Origin of the sequence: Erwinia sp. 9145 (genome assembly GCF_000745075.1) — a bacterium.
GTDB lineage: Bacteria > Pseudomonadota > Gammaproteobacteria > Enterobacterales > Enterobacteriaceae > Erwinia > Erwinia oleae.
The window spans coordinates 2,325,241-2,341,718 of the sequence record NZ_JQNE01000001.1 but is presented as its reverse complement, the minus strand read 5'-3'; the positions used below and the strand labels follow the sequence as shown (position 1 = coordinate 2,341,718).

Below are 16,478 nucleotides of genomic sequence, written 5' to 3'. Positions count from 1 at the left end.
CTTCAGCGCGCAAAGAGCCAGCGGCTAAGCTGCGACAGGCTCTCCGCCGTCTCCAGGCGGCTGTGCGCAATGATATCAGCGCGTTGCGCTTCGCTGGCGGCAGGCAAACAGCCGCGCAGCTTTTCAGTCAGATCCAGCGGCTGCGCCAGGCTTTGCTGACGGGTGAAGCGCTGTTGCAGCGTCTCCCCATTATGCAGAAACAGCGTAACCTGATGAAAACGTGCGGTGGGGTCAAGTGCATCCGGCGGTGCGCTGGCGTCCGGGCAGCGTGACACCTTCATCGCCAGTTCAGCCAGCTCCGGGTCGACCGGCGCTTCAGAAAAATCCTGCAAGCGCAGCGTGTCGCGCAAGAGGCTGGCAGCAATGACGTACTCCAGACTGAAACGCGCCTCGATACCGTTAACGGGCTGGCGTACCGAAGCGGCAATATCGCCGCCGGGCGGGAATGACACCTCAATGTGTGCAATCTGCGCGTTCAGCATGGCGATGCTTTTTCCCGCCGCCTGCCAGGCGTGACGTATCGCCTTTGCTGCATCAATTGCGCCGTGAGTGCCGCCGCAGGTCGGCCAGGGTTTAAACTCCAGACCTGGCGCCACGATGCGCCACGGCGATCCCCAGTTCTGCGTGAGCTTTTCTGGCTGCTGCCCGCCGCCACCGAAGGCGTGAAGGAAGGCTTCCAGCACGTTGTCAGGCTGCCCCTCAAATCCTGCCAGCACCAGCTGCGTGGCGGCAACGGCAGCGCGTGCGGCCAGCCCGGCGTGCAGCGGTTTCACCGCGCTACCAAACTGCGCGCGAAGCCCGCTGGCCTGCGTCGCGGCAACGCCGATGATCATCGCGACCTGAGACGGGCTGGCGTTGACCAGACGGGCGCAGGCGGCAGCGGCGGCGATCGTGCCGAGCGTGGCGGTATTATGAAAACCCAGCCCATAATGCTGCGGGCCCGCAGCCAGCCCCAGACGACCGGCGGTCTCCACGCCAATCACACAGGCATCCAGAAATCTTTCGCTGTCGTCCTCCGCTGCCAGTGCGAGGAGCGCGGGCACGATCACGGTGGTGGGGTGTCCGCGAAAATCCGGATGAAAATCATCAAAGTCGAGCGCGTGTCCGGCGTAGCCGAGCAGCAGCGCGCGGCTCTGTGCATCGTCGGACGGATAAACCTGCCGCAGGCTGCGCAGGCCCGAATCCGCAATGTCACCGCGAACGACCGGCAGCGTGACCGCCAGAAAATCCAGTAATCCGCCTCGTGCTTTTTCCCGCGCGGCGGAGGAGGGCGTGGAACCGACAATCGCCGCCGCCAGCGAGCGGGCCAGAGAGGAGGAATAAGATACGGTCATTGTTTTTCCGTTGACGTTAACGGCGGCGGCGTTCTGCGCGCCAGCCACTGTGCATGGAGCGATTCATCGAGCACTTTTTTCATATAGAGGGTGATATGGCCTTTACCGAGATCGGTTTCGTGCATCGCTTCAAAGCCCAACTTCTGATACATCGCGCGCAGCCACGGATGGCTGATAGCAGTGCCCAGCGAGACGGCGGGCGCCCTGAGCTCCGCCAGAAGCACCTCCTGCTCCAGCCAGCCAAGCAGCGTGGCGCCAAGGTTTTGGCCTTTGAAATCGGGATGGACGCCAAACCAGCCGATATGCGGCAGACCGAAGGGGCCTGGTAGCGGCCCCCAGGGAAAACGCACCGTTACGGAGGCCGCCAGCCTGTGATCGCTGAGCGCGGCGTAAACGGCATGATGTTCAAGGTGTTGCGTCACTTTTTGCAGGTCGGCGCTGGCGGCGTCAAAATGGATACCCAGCGCGCGGATGGGCGCATAGGCCGCCTGCATCAGGATCAGATACTCTTCCCGATCGGCGACCGTGAGACGTTTGTAGTGCAGCGTCACCGTTCAGTCTCCTTTACGTGAGTGAGATGGCCGGATTGTTCGGCAAAGCGGATGGCTTCATCCACCTTTTGCGAGGCGCAGCCGGTATAGTTGGCCGGGTCAAGCCAGCTATCCAGGTCCTCCGGCGTAATGTGCGCGGCGAGTACCGGGTGGGCCAGCAGGAGATCGCGGAATGACAGCCGCTGCTCATATGCCGTCATGGCGCACTCATAAACCAGATGATGCGCCGTCTGCTTGCCCAGCCGTTTTCCCGTTTCAAACATTACTTTCTCAGAGAGCAACAGGCCATCCAGCAGTTGCAGATTCGCCAGCATGCGCGCTTTATTCACCGTCAGGCCGGAGAGGATTTCAAGGGCGTTTTTTAACTGCGCGGCGAGATAAACAGAGATCTGAGGCAGCGCGATCCATTCGGCGCGCCAGCTCATCGCGTCGCGTTCATGTTCAACGTGCATTGAATGATAAATCAGCGAGGCGCTGTGCAGCAGCGGCGCGGTCAGGCTGGCAAGGCCTTCCAGCGCGGCAGGATTGCGCTTGTGCGGCATGGTGGAGGAGCCGATTTTCCCTGCGCTGAACGGTTCTTCCACCTCGCCGATCTCGGTGCGCATCAGGTTATAAAGCTCGTTGCCGATTTTGCCCAGCGTGCCGCTGATCATCACCGCCACCGAGGCATATTCCGAGAAGCGATCGCGCGCCGACTGCCAGCCGATAGCGGGCGTGTTCAGACCCAGTCGCGTCAGCGTCTGGCGTTCAACTTCCGGCCCGATCTCGCCCAGCGCCGCATAGGTGCTGACGGCACCGCTGAGATTGCCGGTGAGCAGGCGAGGGCGCAGCGCCGCCAGTCTGTCGAGATGCCGCACAAACTCATCCAGCCAGACGGCGGCCTTAAAACCAAAGGTGACAGGAAGCGCCTGCATTCCGTGCGTGCGGCCCGCCATCAGCGTGTGCTGATGCTTCCGGGCCAGCGTTTTCAGCGCGTCGGCAATGGCCACGCAGTCGCGCCGGATAACGTCCAGCGTTTGGCGAAGTTGCAGGACGGTGGCAGTGTCAACGATATCCTGCGTGGTGACGCCGTAGTGAATAAACTCGCCCGCTTCACCGCACTGCTGCTGTAGCGCGGCGATCATCGGCATCAGCGAATGCTTCATTTTTACGCCGGACAGGGCGATATCGCGGATATTGAGGCGGCCCGGGTCGGCCTTTGCCGCGATCTCCCGTGCCGCCGCGCGTGGAATAACCCCAAGTTCGCCTTCGGTAATCGCCAGCGCCACTTCCACTTCTGTTTGCCGCGTCAGGCGATTTTGCTCTGACCAGATATCACGCATTTCTGGCGTGCCGAAATTATCGCCCAGCAAAAGATAATCAATGGGATGTGATGACATAATATTCTCATCGCGTTATTTCATCTCATCATTTCCCTTCATCAGGGGAGGATGCAAGGGATTTACTTCTTTAGCTGAATTTCATCTGTTTATTTGCGAATAAGAGAATAAGGAAACGTAATCAACGGCTTGCTGACAGCGTTGATTTACGTATTATCGATAAGATCGCGATCGAAAAACCTGTTTCACTTGTCCGTCCGGCGGAAAATAATTTTTCCGCAGGGTGAATGAATTTATTTTCGCTGAATATTATCGCCAGAAGAATAAGGCCAATATTGTGTTTGCCATTAAATCGCCGCAGCACTACCTCAACCAGGCGGGACTTCGCGCCCGCGTGGGGGAGATCCTCTCCGCCCATGCCAGTCATGTTGCAATTATCACCAGCCCGCAGGCGTGGAAGGCGGTCAATCCGCAGCTCAGAGAGAGTCTTGAGGCGGAAAATATTCGCTATCAATGCCATTTTCTGACCACGGAATGCACCGATGTCGCTATCGCATCACATCTTGCTGCCGTTCAGCAGCAGGGAGCATCGCTTATTTTAGGCATCGGCGGCGGCCGCGCGCTCGACTGCGCCAAAGCGGTCGCTGACGGACTGGGCGACGGCGTACTGGTGACGATGCCAACCGTCGCCGCCACCTGCGCCGCCTGGTCGCCGGTGAGCATTATTTATAATGAACGCGGTGGGCATGTACGCAGCCAGCCGCTTTCAACGATGCCGTTGATGGTGCTGGTGGACAGCGAAATCATCGCGCAGAACGACGTTCGTTACCTGAAGGCGGGCATCGTCGATGCGCTGGCAAAATGGTACGAGTTTCGCCCTTATAAACAGAAAAGCGACGACAGCCTGGCGCTGAATCTGAAGGTGCAGGCCGCGCGACTCGCCGTCGACATTTTTGAAAAATACGGCGCTGAGGCCGTGCGCGACAACGAGCGCCATGCAGTGACGCCCGCCCTGATAAAGGTCATTGATGCGAACATCGCGGTGGCTGGCATGGCAAACAGCATGCGCGACGCCACGCCTGCGCCGGGTGTCGCGCACGCCATTCATAACCGGTTAACTCATCAGCCAGAACTGCATGACTGGCTGCATGGCGAGAAGGTCGGTTTTGGTTTGCTTGTGCAGTCGTTGATGGAAAGCGAAACCGGCCAGCCCGACGCACAGCTGCTGGCGCTGCTGCGCCAGTATGATGCGCCGCTGACGCTCGCACCGCTGTCGGGCGATCGCGCGGCGACTATGGCTGCCATTGCCCGCGAAGTTAAGTTTCCGGCATCAGGCGCGGCGCGGCTGCCATTTTCGCTGGCGGCGGAAAAAATTGAACGCGCGCTGATGGCGACTGAACACGGTTTTTGATACAGAACACCTGGAAAGGAATAGCGATGTCCACAACGACAGACTCCCCACGGCAGCTTCGGCTCGGCCTTTTTGTCCAACCGCTGGGGCATCACGTCAGCGGCTGGCGTTTGACCGAAGAGCTCGGCTCACCAACCGATATTGACTGGCTTATCCGGATTGCCAAAATGGCGGAAGCAGGGCGGTTCGACCTGTTTTTCATTGGTGACGCGCTGGCGACCAGCGTCTATCGCCTGCCGTCGACCATGGCACGACTGGAGCCGCTGACGCTGCTGTCGGCGCTGGCGGTGAACACGCGGCATATCGGCCTGGCGGCAACGGCCTCCACCACCTTCACCGATCCGTTCAATCTCGCACGCAGTTTCGCTTCCCTGGATCACATCAGCCGCGGGCGCGCGGCCTGGAACGTCGTCACCTCGTTTTCGGACGACGTGGCGCGCAATTTCAGTCGCAGCGATATTCCCACGCATGCACAACGCTACGCCCGCGCACATGAGTTTCTTGAGGTGACGTTCAAACTGTGGGAAGGCTGGCAGGAGGGCGCGGTCCGGCCCGACAAAGAGAGCGGGCAGTATTTCGTGAATGAAAAAATTCAGCCGATTAACCATCAGGGTGAGCACTTTCAGGTGCAGGGGCCGCTGAATATCACGCGTTCGCCGCAGGGGCGACCGGTGATTATCGAAGCGGGGTCGTCTGCCGATGGTCAGAAGCTGGCCGCCGCCACCGCCGAAGTGGTGTTTACCGCCGCCGCCACGCTGGACGATGCGCAGCGTTTCTATCGCAGCCAGAAACAGCAGGTCACTGACGCAGGGCGAAACCCCGATCGTCTGCTGATCCTCCCCGGCGTGATGCCGATTGTTGGCCGCACGCGCGAAGAGGCGCGTGAAACGTGGCGTCGTTTAAATGAGCTGGTCGATATTGATAACGGTATTCGCCAGCTTTCCACACGCTTTGAGATGGATCTCAGCCAGTTTCCGCTTGATGGCCCGGTGCCGGACGTACCCGCAGGTGAAGGCGGTCAAAGCCGCGTGAAGCTGCTGACCGAGCTGGCGTTTCGCGAGAATCTGACACTGCGCGAACTGGCCGCCATTGCAGCCGGATCGCGCGGGCACCGGGTGCTGGTCGGGACGGCGGAGGATATTGCCGATGACTTCCAGTTATGGCTGGAGCAGCGCGGCGCCGACGGCTTCAATATCATGCCTGCGGTGATGCCGGAGCAGCTGTCGCTGTTTATTGAATTAGTGATCCCTGAACTTCAGCGTCGCGGCCTCTTCCGGGAGGAGTATGCGTTCAGCACGCTGCGCGAGAACCTCGGCCTGCCCGCGCCTGACATGCAGCAGGAGGCGTAATCCATGGCTATTTCTTTGTCAGAACGCGTACAGCGCGTCTCGCTTTCCGCTAACGCGGCGGCAAAACAGCGCACGGTCAGTCTGAAACAGGCCGGGGTGGATATTCTGGATTTAACCACCGGCGAACCCGATTTTGATACGCCCATGCATATCAGGCAGGCCGCGTATGAAGCGATGAACCGGGGCGAAACCAAATATACGCCGACGGCGGGGACGAAACCGCTGCGTGAGGCGGTGCGGCAGAAGCTCCTCCGTGAAAACCAGCTGGCGTTTGAAACAGAGAACATCATTATCGCCAACGGCGCCAAACAGATAATCTTTAACGCCTTTGCCGCGACGCTGAATGAAGGCGACGAGGTGATTGTGCCGGTGCCGTACTGGCCAACGTTCCCTGACAGCGTGCGCTTTAACGGCGGCAGGCCGGTGTTGGTGGAATGCCCGCTTGAGCAGGGCTATCGGTTGACGCCGGAGGCGCTGGCCGCCAGCATCACGCCGCGCACGCGCTGGCTGGTGCTGAATCATCCGGGAAATCCGAGCGGCGCCGTTTACTCGCGGCAGGCGCTGCTGGCGCTGGCGGATGTGCTACGGCAGCATCCACAGGTGATAGTGCTGCTGGATGAACTTTATGAACATATTCTGTTTGACGGGCGCGAGCATCATAATCTGCTCAACGTGGCGGCGGACTTTCACGAGCGCAGCCTGCTGGTGGGCGGCGTTTCCAAAACCTATGCGATGACGGGGTGGCGCATTGGATATGGTGCCGGGCCGAAAACGTTAATAACCGCCATGACTGTTGTTCAGTCGCAAATCAGCTCCGGTGCCGGCTCGGTAAGCCAGGCGGCAGCGCTGGCGGCCTTCAACGGCGGACTGGATTTTCTGAAGCCACAGGTGGCGGCTTATCAGCAAAGACGCGATACCCTTGTGGCGCGACTTTCTGCTGTGGAAGGGCTTGAACTGCTGACGCCGCAGGGCGGTTTTTTTATTTTCTGTCGCTGCGCCGGACTTATCGGACGGCGGCGGCCGGACGGCAATGCCCTGACATGCGAAGACGACGTACTGGATTATCTGCTGGAAAACGGCGTGTCGGGGGTGGGCGGTAGCGCCTACGGTCTGTCGCCCTGTTTTCGCCTCTCCATCGCCACCGACATCGCCACGGTCGAGGAAGCGGGGCGGCGCATCGCAGCGGCCTGCGGTCGGCTTGTTGCCGGCGACGGGCAATAATTATCTGGTCGCAGGTCAGACGCAGCGGTTGACGTGAAAATATTCATTGTCTGCTGATAAGGGTAACGTAAGCCAGTCTCTTCCTTTTTAATATTAAACCGATCAAAAGGAACCTGCTTTGGTTACATTAGCTGAATGTCTCGACGAAGAGCGTAATTTATATTTTACGATCTTCATTAATGAGTACACCAACGATCTGATAAAAAACCACCGCCTGCCGCAGCCGCAGGCGCATCAAAAAGCCGCAGATTTAATCGCCGCTTCTTTTCCCGGCGAAAAGGCGGCAGAAAACTATCTCCTTTTCAGCTTTCATACACAGAATGATACCGGAAAATGCCATGTCGGTTATTTCTGGATACAGGTCTCACCAGGTGACCATTCTGCCTTCATTATGGATTTTTTTATCTTTCCTGAGTGGCGTAATAAGAAGCTGGGGGGTGAAGCCTTGCAGGCACTTTCTGAAAAGCTTCAGGCGTTGAATATTTTATCGGTGAAACTGCGTGTGGCGCCTGATAACAATGCTGCTCTTCATCTTTACCAGAAGTCGGGTTTTGCGGTAACCGGTATCAATATGGCGTGGGAAATTGGCGCAGGGGAATAAAACAAAAAAGCCTGCCTCAGACAGTTTTAAGGCGCTTTTCCGGGAAGCCCTTTTCATGTAAGAGGGCATCATAAAACGGCAGTTTCTCAGGCGCGTTTGGAACATTTCTTCTGCTATCCACAGTTGGTCGCCTGGCAACATCATCCGATCGGGACAGTACTTCCATGGGCTGCTACGCGTCTGGTCTTGGGCGAGTTTTATTATTATCGGCATAGTTTTACGTACTTTCTGACGAGTATTGCGTGCGCCATATTCCTATACTTCTTTCTCTTATTACCCGCGAGCAGCCCATGCTCATTTATCTGAAAAGAAGAAATTATGAAATTAACCGGCAATACGATTCTGATCACTGGCGGCGGCTCAGGCATTGGCCGGGCACTGGCCGAAGCTCTTCATGCCGAAGGCAATGAGGTGATTATTGCCTCACGGCGAAAAGAAGCGTTGGATGATACCGTCGCAGCGAATCCTGGCATGCATGCCGTCGTAATGGATATCGACAGTCAGGCGTCAATTGTTACCAGCGCCGCAATGTTGAAAAGACGCTGGCCAGGGTTGAATGTTGTTTTACATAATGCGGGGATCATGCGTCCGGAAAACCTGAAAAGTGGGGATGTCTCCGTTGCTGAAGCTGAAATTACCACCAACCTTTTAGGGCCCATTCGGCTCACGGCGGCATTGATCGAACATTTACTGCAACAACCCCATGCCGCCATCCTGACGGTATCGTCCGGTCTGGCGTTTGTACCGTTGTCGCTGACACCAACGTATTGTGCAACCAAAGCGGCTATTCACTCCTGGACCCAGAGTTTACGTTATCAGTTACGGGATACCTGCGTACAGGTAACTGAACTTATTCCTCCTTTAGTGCAAACAGAGTTAATGGGTAAAAAGCATGCCACCAATCCTGCTGCCCTGCCACTGGCGGACTTTATACGCCAAACGATGAGTATCCTCCATGCCCGGCCTGATATAAACGAAGTACTGGTTGAGAAAGTTAAGCCGCAGCGTTTTGCTGAACGCGGTGACTACCCCGCTTTTTACCAGGCATTTAACGATCGCGTTACGTCAGAATAAGTGACCGCCAGCCATATTAAGCCGATAACTTTTTGCGGCGAAAGCGGTTTTCTATGGCTGCCGTTTGCGATGCTCTCGCGGAGAACATCCCCACTCTTTTTTAAAAGCCCGACCAAATGCGCTATCGGTATCATAGCCGACGGAAAATGAGATTTGAGTAATCGAATCCTGAGAATTTCTGAGGCGTTCGCCGGCCAGCAGCATTCTCCATCTCGCCAGATATTTCATCGGCGTGTTGCCCACTTTACGTTTAAATTTCTTGGTAAAAACGGTTCGTGACATGCCCACGCGATTCGCCAGTTCCTGCAATGTCCATGGAAAGGCAGGATCAGCGTGCATACAGATAAGCGCTGATTTTAACTGTGGATCTGCAAGAGCAAAGAGCCAGCCGACACGTTCCTCCCCCTCTTGCTGAAGAAATATCCTCAGTGCCTGGACCAGCATAATGTGCACCAGTTGCTGTGCGATGAGAGCCCCGCCTGGCTGAGAGGTATGAAGTTCCTCTCGCAGACACTCCATGGCACTGCGCATGATGTTTTTGCCAGTCCCTTCGGCGATATGCACCCTCGACGGTAAAGAATGAAGCAGGGTATCAGCATAGCTGCTGCTGAACGTGAAACGACCACCAAGAATAAAAGCTCCGTCCTGCGGCGCATTCATTACCAGGTTCGCGCCTGTTTGTGGATCCGGTGGAAGAAAAGGCTGATGCGGACATGATAAGGCTGTCGCCAGGCAAAAAGGATCCCCGGAGGGCAGAAAAACACAGTCACCAGCGTTAAGAAAAATCGGCTGCGCATCCCCCTTAACCGAGACCCAACAACTGCCCTCAACGACGGCATAGCATTTGATACCAGAATGCTGTTTGAAGTCGAAACCGGTCCTGGCCGGAATTGAAAAACCGCCGGAAATAAATCCCTCCAGCTTTAGCAATGACAGGACTTCGGAAAGCGGATCCATTGAAAACCGTACGATCTGCATAGAATGGCATACTTATAGCAGAGACCGTGCCGACATTCCTACCCTACACTGCAAAAAAGCAGTTAAGTCCGGACAACTCATAAGAGGAGAAAGAATGAAGATATTTATAACCGGCGCCACCGGTTTTATCGGTTTCGCCATTACAGCAGAACTGATTAGGGCGGGCCATCAGGTGACGGGACTGGCGCGCTCAGATAAAAGTGCACAACTTCTCACTACTATCGGCGCAGAATCCCATCCGGGAGCGCTGGAAAATTTATCGGGTCTGATCGATGGCGCGAAAAGTGCCGATACGGTCATTCACTGCGCCTACGACCACTCTTTTTCCAATTTAGAGGAAACCGCAAAAAAAGAAACTCAGGCGATTGAAGCGCTCGGTCAAGGCCTTCATGGGTCGTCGCGGCCCCTGATCGTTACCTCCGTCGTCGGCATGGGGTGTGCAGTACCAGGTAAACGGGCTACCGAAGATTTTTATGATCCCAGGACGCATAATCCGCGCAGGTCAACTGAAATCGCCGCAGCCCGCGTAGGGGATAGCGGAGTAAATGTATCGGTTGTGCGACTTCCTCAGGTTCATAATGAGATCAAACAAGGGTTTATTACCGCACTTATCAAGCTTGCTGCTGATAAAGGCATTTCCGCTTATGTTGCTGAAGGAACGAATCAGTGGGCTGCCGCTCATCTCCTTGATGTCGCAAGACTTTACAGACTTGTGGTAGAGAAGCCGCGAGCCGGACTGCGTTACCATGCAGTAGCAGAAGAAGGCATTTCCCTGTACAGCATAGCGAAAGCGATTAGCGTCGGCCTGAATATTCCGCTCGTGAGCCTTTCATCTGAGGCCGCTAAAGCACATTTTGGCTGGTTAGCAATGTTTGCTGAAATGGATATGCGGGCATCAAGTGCACTGACACGGCAGCGTATCCCCTGGCATCCTTCTCATGACGGACTTCTGAAAGATATTGAGCAAAGTTTTTTAAGGTAGCCTGCCATGTATTGGCAAAAATTCATTCAGTAATTTAATCAGGTTAAGCGGGCGCTGACGGAAGCGGCCGCGCGTAGCGTTTGTGTGATGTCGGGAGAGAAGCTGGGGAAACATTCCCCTTTCTCTTATGCAACGCCCGGTGAAATAAACGATATCATCACCGATGGCGATGCGCCGGCTGACTCAATTGCATTATTCAGGGGCGAAGGTGTTAACGTCATCGTGGCAGATCATCAGGCAAAGAAATAAGGAGGCTACTGTGAGCGTGGAAATAAAAACACTCGCATCGAAAGAGATTTATCGTAACCGCTGGATGTCGCTTAAGGAAGACCGGATCCAGCGAGCCGATGGCAGCGAAGGGATCTATTCCGTTATAGAAAAAAATGATTTTGTGGTCATCATCCCTGTTGATCAGGATGAGATCTGCGTGGTTGAGCAGTACCGTTATCCGCTGGGCCTGAGAACCACGGAGCTTCCACAGGGAAGCTGGGAGTGTTACCCCGATGCCGCCCCTGAAGACGTTGCCGCAGGCGAGCTGAAAGAAGAAACCGGTCTGAGCGCCGGAAAAATGGAGTATGTCGGCTATCAGAAGCTCGCGCAGGGCTATTCAGCACAGGGCTATCATATTTACCTTGCCTCGCAGCTCACCTTCACCGGACAACAGCTGGATGAAGAGGAATATGGCCTGACGGTAAAAAAAATCAAAATCAGTGATTTCACCAGGCTGATAGTTGATGGTGAAATCACCGACGCGACGTCCGTAGCCGCTTTCCTGTTGGCGATGGCTAAAAATATGATTACTGAAGTCTCTTGCTGACGACCTTCATGCCAGAACCAGACAGGCTAATGCTCTTCTGGTCAGAATAATTCAGCAGTGAGTGCTGTTATGAGCATTATCACCCAGTCCGGTTTATCGTTGGCAATTGAACCAATTGTTCAACCCGGACTGGGTTCCCTTCAGGTATTGAGTTATTCAGACAGGATTTCTCTTCGCACAATTTCTGCGCCTGCGCTTAAAGCACTTAACTTGCCTCTTGCTACCCGACGAGATAAGGGAACCATGCCACAGTTGGTTGAAGGGTAAAGCTTGTCGGCATCGACAAAATTAAGTGCTTTGCGCAGCGTATCAGCCACTTCCTCTGGTGTCTCAATGATGTTGGTTGCCACATCAATGGCGCCGACCATCACTTTTTTACCCCGAATGAGCTCGATGAGATCCATCGGAACACGCGAGTTTTGACACTCTAACGAAATTATATCAATACCAGATGTTTGTAGCTTAGGAAAAACTTCTTCATATTGTCGCCATTCTGATCCCAGCGTCTTTTTCCAGTCCGTATTGGCTTTAATGCCATAACCATAGCAAATATGTACGGCTGTTTCACATTTAAGCCCTTCAATGGCTTTTTCTAAAGCAGCAATTCCCCAGTCATTCACCTCATCAAAAAAGACATTAAAGGCGGGTTCATCAAACTGAATAATATCGACACCCGCCGCCTCTAATTCTCGGGCTTCCTGATTAAGAATTTTAGCGAATTCCCAGGCCAGCTTTTCGCGACTCTTATAATGGCTATCATAGAGTGTATCAATCATCGTCATCGGACCCGGCAGCGCCCATTTAATGGGTTGACGGGTTTGCTGACGTAAAAATTTGGCATCTTCCACAAAAACGGGTTTTTGACGAGTCACCTCACCCACAACGGTAGGTACACTCGCATCATAGCGATCGCGAATTTTGACGGTCTGGCGTTTCTCAAAATCAACGCCGCTCAGATGCTCAATAAACGTCGTGACAAAATGCTGGCGTGTTTGCTCACCATCACTGACAATATCAATACCTGCCTGACGTTGATCTTCCAGGCACAGACGCAGAGCATCTTGTTTACCCTCAACCAATTCTTCATTCTGCAATTTCCAGGGTGACCAGAGCGTCTCAGGTTGCGCAAGCCAGGAAGGTTTGGGTAAACTGCCAGCAGTCGACGTGGGTAATAGCTTTTTCATTATTGATGACCTTACGTTTTCGTTTAATCAGCGAGCAGAAGTAGTGAACAATTGCTCAAGAATAGTTTGGTATGGCTTAATGAAGTGCTTCTCAGTAAACTTCCCCTGCTCAACAGCCAACTGGCTGCGTTCTTCCCGATCATAAACAATCTGAGTTAAAGAATAATCCTGATGGTTCAGATTTGGTTGATAGTATTTTCCTGCTGTGGAATTCGCATTGTAAATTTCAGGCCGGTAAATTTTTTGAAAAGCTTCCATCGTACTGATGGTGCTAATAAGCTCAAGGTTAGTGTAGTCACGAAGCAAATCGCCATGGAAATAAAAAGCTAAAGGCGCAACGCTGTTGGGCGGCATAAAATAGCGAGCATGCAGCCCCATTTTGGCGAAATAGTGATCGGTCAGAGAAAGTTCATCTTGCTGATACTCGATTCCGAGCACTGGATGTTGATTGTCAGTCCGCTGATAGACATTTTTACTTGAAACGCTCAGGCATATTACAGGTGATTTTTCAAAGTGGTTTTTATAGTCAGTTGAGTTAACAAAGCTTTCAAAAATGCTGCCATGCAAATCGCCAAAATTATCAGGGATCGTAAAGTCTGATTTATTCTTATTATGTTCTGGCAGTACTACGCTAAAATCATAGTCGCGAACATAGGAAGAAAAATTATTGCCGACAATGCCTTCAATACGTTCATTATTTTTCTTATCAATAATATTTGTTTTTAAAATTTCAATGACCGGAAAGGTAATATCATTGCTTTCCGCATTGATATTTAACGCAACTGAAATAATTTCCAGCTCAACTGAATAACGGTCTCCCCTGGCATTATCCCAGTGCGCCAGGGAATTGAAACGATTGTCGATCATGACCAGCGCGTTACGCAGGTTCTCCTGGCGCTTCTCACCTCTGGCCAGATTAGCAAAGTTAGTCGTGATACGCGTATTTTCAGAGGGGTTATAGTTTTCGTCGAAACGAATGCTCTTAATGGTGAAGGTAAGCTCTGTATTCATCGGGATCTGGCATCCTAAATTTTGATGTGAAAATGTGATCTTATTTGTTGCTTTTCAGAGATTCCCGGTTCTCTTTTCAGTTTTTCTCATTTGGCAGCCTTTATATTATCTAAAGTTATTAATAAGGTATATTTTATGCCTGAATGACTGATTGAGTAAAAGTGATTTAATTTCATCAAACATGAAAGATATTCATGATGGAAGGGCCGGACTCACTCCGCTTCGTGCGGTGATAGCTAATTACCGCATACTGTCAGATACAAAGAGTGGGGAGTGAGGCAATCTGTTAAATCGAGGCGGCTTCGCCGGGTTACTGGTGCCGGTGAGCTGCTGCGTTCTCTGTAGCAACTGTGGGGGCCTTCATGCCGCTGCGCGGTATCACAGGGCCGGCTGCGCATTGCCCGGCAGCCTTCCCGGTTTCTGAACAATAACAACCGATTCTGTTCATGGAACTGAATTACCCCCTGCGCCACTCAGTTTTAGTAGCAGCTTTGTTATCCCTGCACGTATCGATTTTCTCAGAGGAGTAAAAACATGAAAAAAATTAACGCAATGATTTTCGCCAGCCTGATGGCAGTCACAGGTGCAAGTTTTGCCGATGACCCGTGCCAGATATCTGCGGTTTGTCAGGGCAGCGGTATCCCTCAAGACCCTTGCCAGACGACGACAATTTGTCAGGGAAGCTGACTGAATCGCCACGGATAATTTAGACACTTCCGAGCCGTAGATGATATTCATACTTTTCTGTCATCATAGTCCCTTCTCGCTGTCCGGAATTTTATACATCGCGGAGCGGGCAATGCCGGGCTGTCCCGGTTGCTCCGCTCCCTTTTCTGTGAAGTGACCTCACTGCATTTCTGTCCGGAGCGCCTGTGGTCATTAAAAAGTCTGCTGAGGAGGAGGATACTGCCTGGCGTCAATTTTTGTTCCACTCTATCGTGCCGGTCTTGGCATAGATAAAAATCACGAGCTCCAGGATCGTCAGAACGGAAGGCTGATTAAATGCCCGACGCTCTGCTTATGGTCAAAATATGATGATCTGGAAGATATATATGGCGATGTAGTGGGTATCTGGAAAACCTGGGCGCAGCATCTTCAGGGTAAAGCAATAGCCAGCGGTCACCATATGGCTGAAGAAGCCCCAGAAGAAGTCACAGCTGAACTCCGGCATTTTTTGTTACAACACAGTTAGCAAGGTATCGGTATGTTATTCATTAGCACCAGTAAAATACGCACGCCTGTTTCTGTACTTTTCCGGATCTGCCGGATTTGACAAATAAAAGAGGCGCTAATCACAGTTGAGCATTCGAAAAAAGGCTGGAGGGGAAGATTCAGTAGTATAAATTACATGGCTAAAGTTATGCAGAAAAAAAGCGCACTGACTTAATATGATGATGAAACATAAAAACCGTACCTCCCAGGTTAATTGTCGCCGAGTCGGCCGACAGGAGGCTCCGTCAGGTCAGCCTCCAGCAGATAATGAACGGCCTGCGCTGAGCGATGACAGACCGGTAAGATTAGAAATGACCAGCAAAACAGAAGGAAGTGCGCTTTTATACCGGACAGGGGCTGGCTAACACGCAACTGCAGGCAGACTTCGCAGAAACAACTTTTGTATAAAGTTGCTTCTGCGTTATGAACATCCTCTGATATTCGTACTGTATGAAATGACTAAGGCTTATTCTGATCACCAGTTAGTCAATGCTGCGTCCTTAACTGTGCAGCCGGTAAAATAAATTTCATCGGTGCTTAATTTTTTTAACGAGCAATTTTTGGTTTTTCCGCCTATAGCTGCATCAAACGTATAGTCTTTTGAGCCAGAACCGGCGAGAACGTTTCCGTTACCTTCGCGTTCTTTAATATTGCTTATAGTTACCTTTTCTGGGGCCACGTTCATCGACTGAGCGAAGCTTTTCCGGACTTCTTCTGTGGAGGGAGGACCTTTTAAACGGCCGTAAAGTTCCATACCTATGTGAGCGCACCCGGATAATTGAGTAATAACAAATAGCAGCGCGAGCGTTGATAATAATTGATTTCTTCTCATAGCAGGAGACTCCTTCTGAAAAATAGTTAAACTCTTTTATTACTGCTTCACTCCCAGAGGATGAGTGCGATCACATATAACTTTTTGATTGAAAATTCTGATACAAAACGGACTTTCAGGGTTAAGCCGGGTTCCACGGCTTCAAGGCAGCAAGATTGTCAGAAGTTTTGCATATCAGCAATGTGCTTACTCAACGCAGCTGAAAAATTAATACCTTTAATATCAATTGGTTACTCAATTATTCCTGTTTTTCATCACCAGGAAATAATTTATAACACTTTATCGGTAGGGTCTACTCTTCTTTACGCACCATAAATGCCAATTCGGAAAATTCCCTTCAGGGCAAAAGGAGTTGATGCGCCGTCATGCTGTAGTCCAGTGAGGCAGGAAAACCAAAATAAACGAACAGTATACTGAAGTAAAAGGGGATTTTCCGACCTTATAAAGCAAGACACGTAGTCGGTTACCCGCAGTAGCTGGCTGCGCAGCAAATACCTTTAGGTGATATTTTCTACGAAGGGAATTTGCATACACTCGGCATTGAAAATGACATTGACCTGCCGCCCGTTGAGTGAAACAGAATGATGTTATCATGCCGAAAT

15 protein-coding genes are annotated in these 16,478 nt (G+C 52.6%); 8 read left to right on the top strand and 7 right to left on the bottom strand.

Annotated features, from left to right (window positions below; all coding sequences use genetic code 11):
- Nucleotides 1-2: 2 nt before the first annotated feature.
- The 3 genes from FA91_RS11360 to purB are packed head-to-tail and all read right to left on the bottom strand — an operon-like array spanning nt 3 to nt 3,264.
- A complete protein-coding gene (locus FA91_RS11360) occupies nt 3-1,334 on the bottom strand; it encodes an MmgE/PrpD family protein (protein ID WP_034915808.1) in 1,332 nt (443 codons plus the stop codon).
- Nucleotides 1,331-1,885, bottom strand: coding sequence for a GNAT family N-acetyltransferase (locus FA91_RS11355; protein ID WP_034915806.1), 555 nt, complete (start codon nt 1,883-1,885; stop codon nt 1,331-1,333). Before FA91_RS11355 ends, FA91_RS11360 begins: the two co-directional genes overlap by 4 nt.
- Nucleotides 1,882-3,264, bottom strand: coding sequence for an adenylosuccinate lyase (gene purB, locus FA91_RS11350; protein WP_034915805.1), 1,383 nt, complete (start codon nt 3,262-3,264; stop codon nt 1,882-1,884). The genes FA91_RS11355 and purB overlap by 4 nt, the downstream gene beginning before the upstream one ends.
- A 277-nt stretch (nt 3,265-3,541) precedes the next feature.
- Here purB and FA91_RS11345 point away from each other — a divergent pair, with 277 nt between their 5' ends.
- The 5 genes from FA91_RS11345 (at nt 3,542) to FA91_RS11325 (ending at nt 8,860) form a co-directional block, all read left to right on the top strand.
- Complete coding sequence (locus tag FA91_RS11345; protein ID WP_034919233.1) at nt 3,542-4,615, top strand: iron-containing alcohol dehydrogenase family protein; 1,074 nt, start codon at nt 3,542-3,544, stop codon at nt 4,613-4,615.
- A 26-nt stretch (nt 4,616-4,641) separates the two neighbouring features.
- Nucleotides 4,642-5,964, top strand: a complete 1,323-nt coding sequence (locus FA91_RS11340) for an LLM class flavin-dependent oxidoreductase (RefSeq protein ID WP_034915803.1) — start codon at nt 4,642-4,644, stop codon at nt 5,962-5,964.
- Nucleotides 5,965-5,967: 3 nt separating this feature from the next.
- Complete coding sequence (locus tag FA91_RS11335; RefSeq protein ID WP_034915802.1) at nt 5,968-7,185, top strand: aminotransferase class I/II-fold pyridoxal phosphate-dependent enzyme; 1,218 nt, start codon at nt 5,968-5,970, stop codon at nt 7,183-7,185.
- A 118-nt stretch (nt 7,186-7,303) separates the two neighbouring features.
- On the top strand, nt 7,304-7,786 hold the full coding sequence (locus FA91_RS11330) for a GNAT family N-acetyltransferase (RefSeq protein ID WP_034915800.1): 483 nt from the start codon (nt 7,304-7,306) through the stop codon (nt 7,784-7,786).
- A gap of 318 nt (nt 7,787-8,104) precedes the next feature.
- A complete protein-coding gene (locus FA91_RS11325; protein WP_034915797.1) occupies nt 8,105-8,860 on the top strand; it encodes an SDR family oxidoreductase in 756 nt (251 codons plus the stop codon).
- A 51-nt stretch (nt 8,861-8,911) separates the two neighbouring features.
- Here the strand turns inward: FA91_RS11325 and FA91_RS11320 are convergent, their stop codons facing one another.
- Nucleotides 8,912-9,817, bottom strand: a complete 906-nt coding sequence (locus tag FA91_RS11320) for an AraC family transcriptional regulator (protein ID WP_034919230.1) — start codon at nt 9,815-9,817, stop codon at nt 8,912-8,914.
- Between the two features lie 115 nt (nt 9,818-9,932).
- On the opposite strand from FA91_RS11320, the gene FA91_RS11315 reads away from it, so the two are divergent.
- Together FA91_RS11315 and FA91_RS11310 are read left to right on the top strand one after the other, a co-directional pair.
- Entirely contained in the window at nt 9,933-10,820 is an 888-nt protein-coding gene (locus tag FA91_RS11315; protein ID WP_034915793.1) for an SDR family oxidoreductase, read from the top strand.
- A gap of 259 nt (nt 10,821-11,079) precedes the next feature.
- Nucleotides 11,080-11,637, top strand: a complete 558-nt coding sequence (locus tag FA91_RS11310; RefSeq protein WP_034915790.1) for an NUDIX hydrolase — start codon at nt 11,080-11,082, stop codon at nt 11,635-11,637.
- A gap of 152 nt (nt 11,638-11,789) precedes the next feature.
- On the opposite strand, the gene FA91_RS11305 is transcribed toward FA91_RS11310, so the two are convergent.
- Both FA91_RS11305 and FA91_RS11300 read right to left on the bottom strand, forming a co-directional pair.
- Nucleotides 11,790-12,821 carry a methionine synthase gene (locus FA91_RS11305; protein ID WP_034915788.1) on the bottom strand — a complete coding sequence of 344 codons (1,032 nt, stop codon included), beginning with the start codon at nt 12,819-12,821 and terminating at the stop codon, nt 11,790-11,792.
- A 27-nt stretch (nt 12,822-12,848) separates the two neighbouring features.
- Nucleotides 12,849-13,832: a DUF1852 domain-containing protein gene (locus tag FA91_RS11300; protein ID WP_034915786.1), complete on the bottom strand. Its 984-nt coding sequence runs from the start codon at nt 13,830-13,832 to the stop codon at nt 12,849-12,851.
- A 534-nt stretch (nt 13,833-14,366) separates the two neighbouring features.
- Here FA91_RS11300 and FA91_RS21035 point away from each other — a divergent pair.
- Nucleotides 14,367-14,519, top strand: a complete 153-nt coding sequence (locus tag FA91_RS21035) for a hypothetical protein (RefSeq protein WP_156103076.1) — start codon at nt 14,367-14,369, stop codon at nt 14,517-14,519.
- 1,000 nt (nt 14,520-15,519) lie between these two features.
- Here the strand turns inward: FA91_RS21035 and FA91_RS21030 are convergent.
- A complete protein-coding gene (locus FA91_RS21030; RefSeq protein WP_156103075.1) occupies nt 15,520-15,876 on the bottom strand; it encodes a hypothetical protein in 357 nt (118 codons plus the stop codon).
- Nucleotides 15,877-16,478 lie beyond the last annotated feature (602 nt).

What these genes read in the sequence shown, in the direction of transcription:
- FA91_RS11360 (WP_034915808.1), bottom strand. Translation starts at nt 1,334, where the DNA reads ATGACCGTATCTTATTCCTCCTCTCTGGCCCGCTCGCTGGCGGCGGCG.
- purB (WP_034915805.1), bottom strand. Translation starts at nt 3,264, where the DNA reads ATGTCATCACATCCCATTGATTATCTTTTGCTGGGCGATAATTTCGGC.
- FA91_RS11340 (WP_034915803.1), top strand. Translation starts at nt 4,642, where the DNA reads ATGTCCACAACGACAGACTCCCCACGGCAGCTTCGGCTCGGCCTTTTT.
- FA91_RS11335 (WP_034915802.1), top strand. Translation starts at nt 5,968, where the DNA reads ATGGCTATTTCTTTGTCAGAACGCGTACAGCGCGTCTCGCTTTCCGCT.
- FA91_RS11325 (WP_034915797.1), top strand. Translation starts at nt 8,105, where the DNA reads ATGAAATTAACCGGCAATACGATTCTGATCACTGGCGGCGGCTCAGGC.
- FA91_RS11320 (WP_034919230.1), bottom strand. Translation starts at nt 9,817, where the DNA reads ATGGATCCGCTTTCCGAAGTCCTGTCATTGCTAAAGCTGGAGGGATTT.
- FA91_RS11315 (WP_034915793.1), top strand. Translation starts at nt 9,933, where the DNA reads ATGAAGATATTTATAACCGGCGCCACCGGTTTTATCGGTTTCGCCATT.
- FA91_RS11305 (WP_034915788.1), bottom strand. Translation starts at nt 12,821, where the DNA reads ATGAAAAAGCTATTACCCACGTCGACTGCTGGCAGTTTACCCAAACCT.
- FA91_RS11300 (WP_034915786.1), bottom strand. Translation starts at nt 13,832, where the DNA reads ATGAATACAGAGCTTACCTTCACCATTAAGAGCATTCGTTTCGACGAA.
- FA91_RS21035 (WP_156103076.1), top strand. Translation starts at nt 14,367, where the DNA reads ATGAAAAAAATTAACGCAATGATTTTCGCCAGCCTGATGGCAGTCACA.
- FA91_RS21030 (WP_156103075.1), bottom strand. Translation starts at nt 15,876, where the DNA reads ATGAGAAGAAATCAATTATTATCAACGCTCGCGCTGCTATTTGTTATT.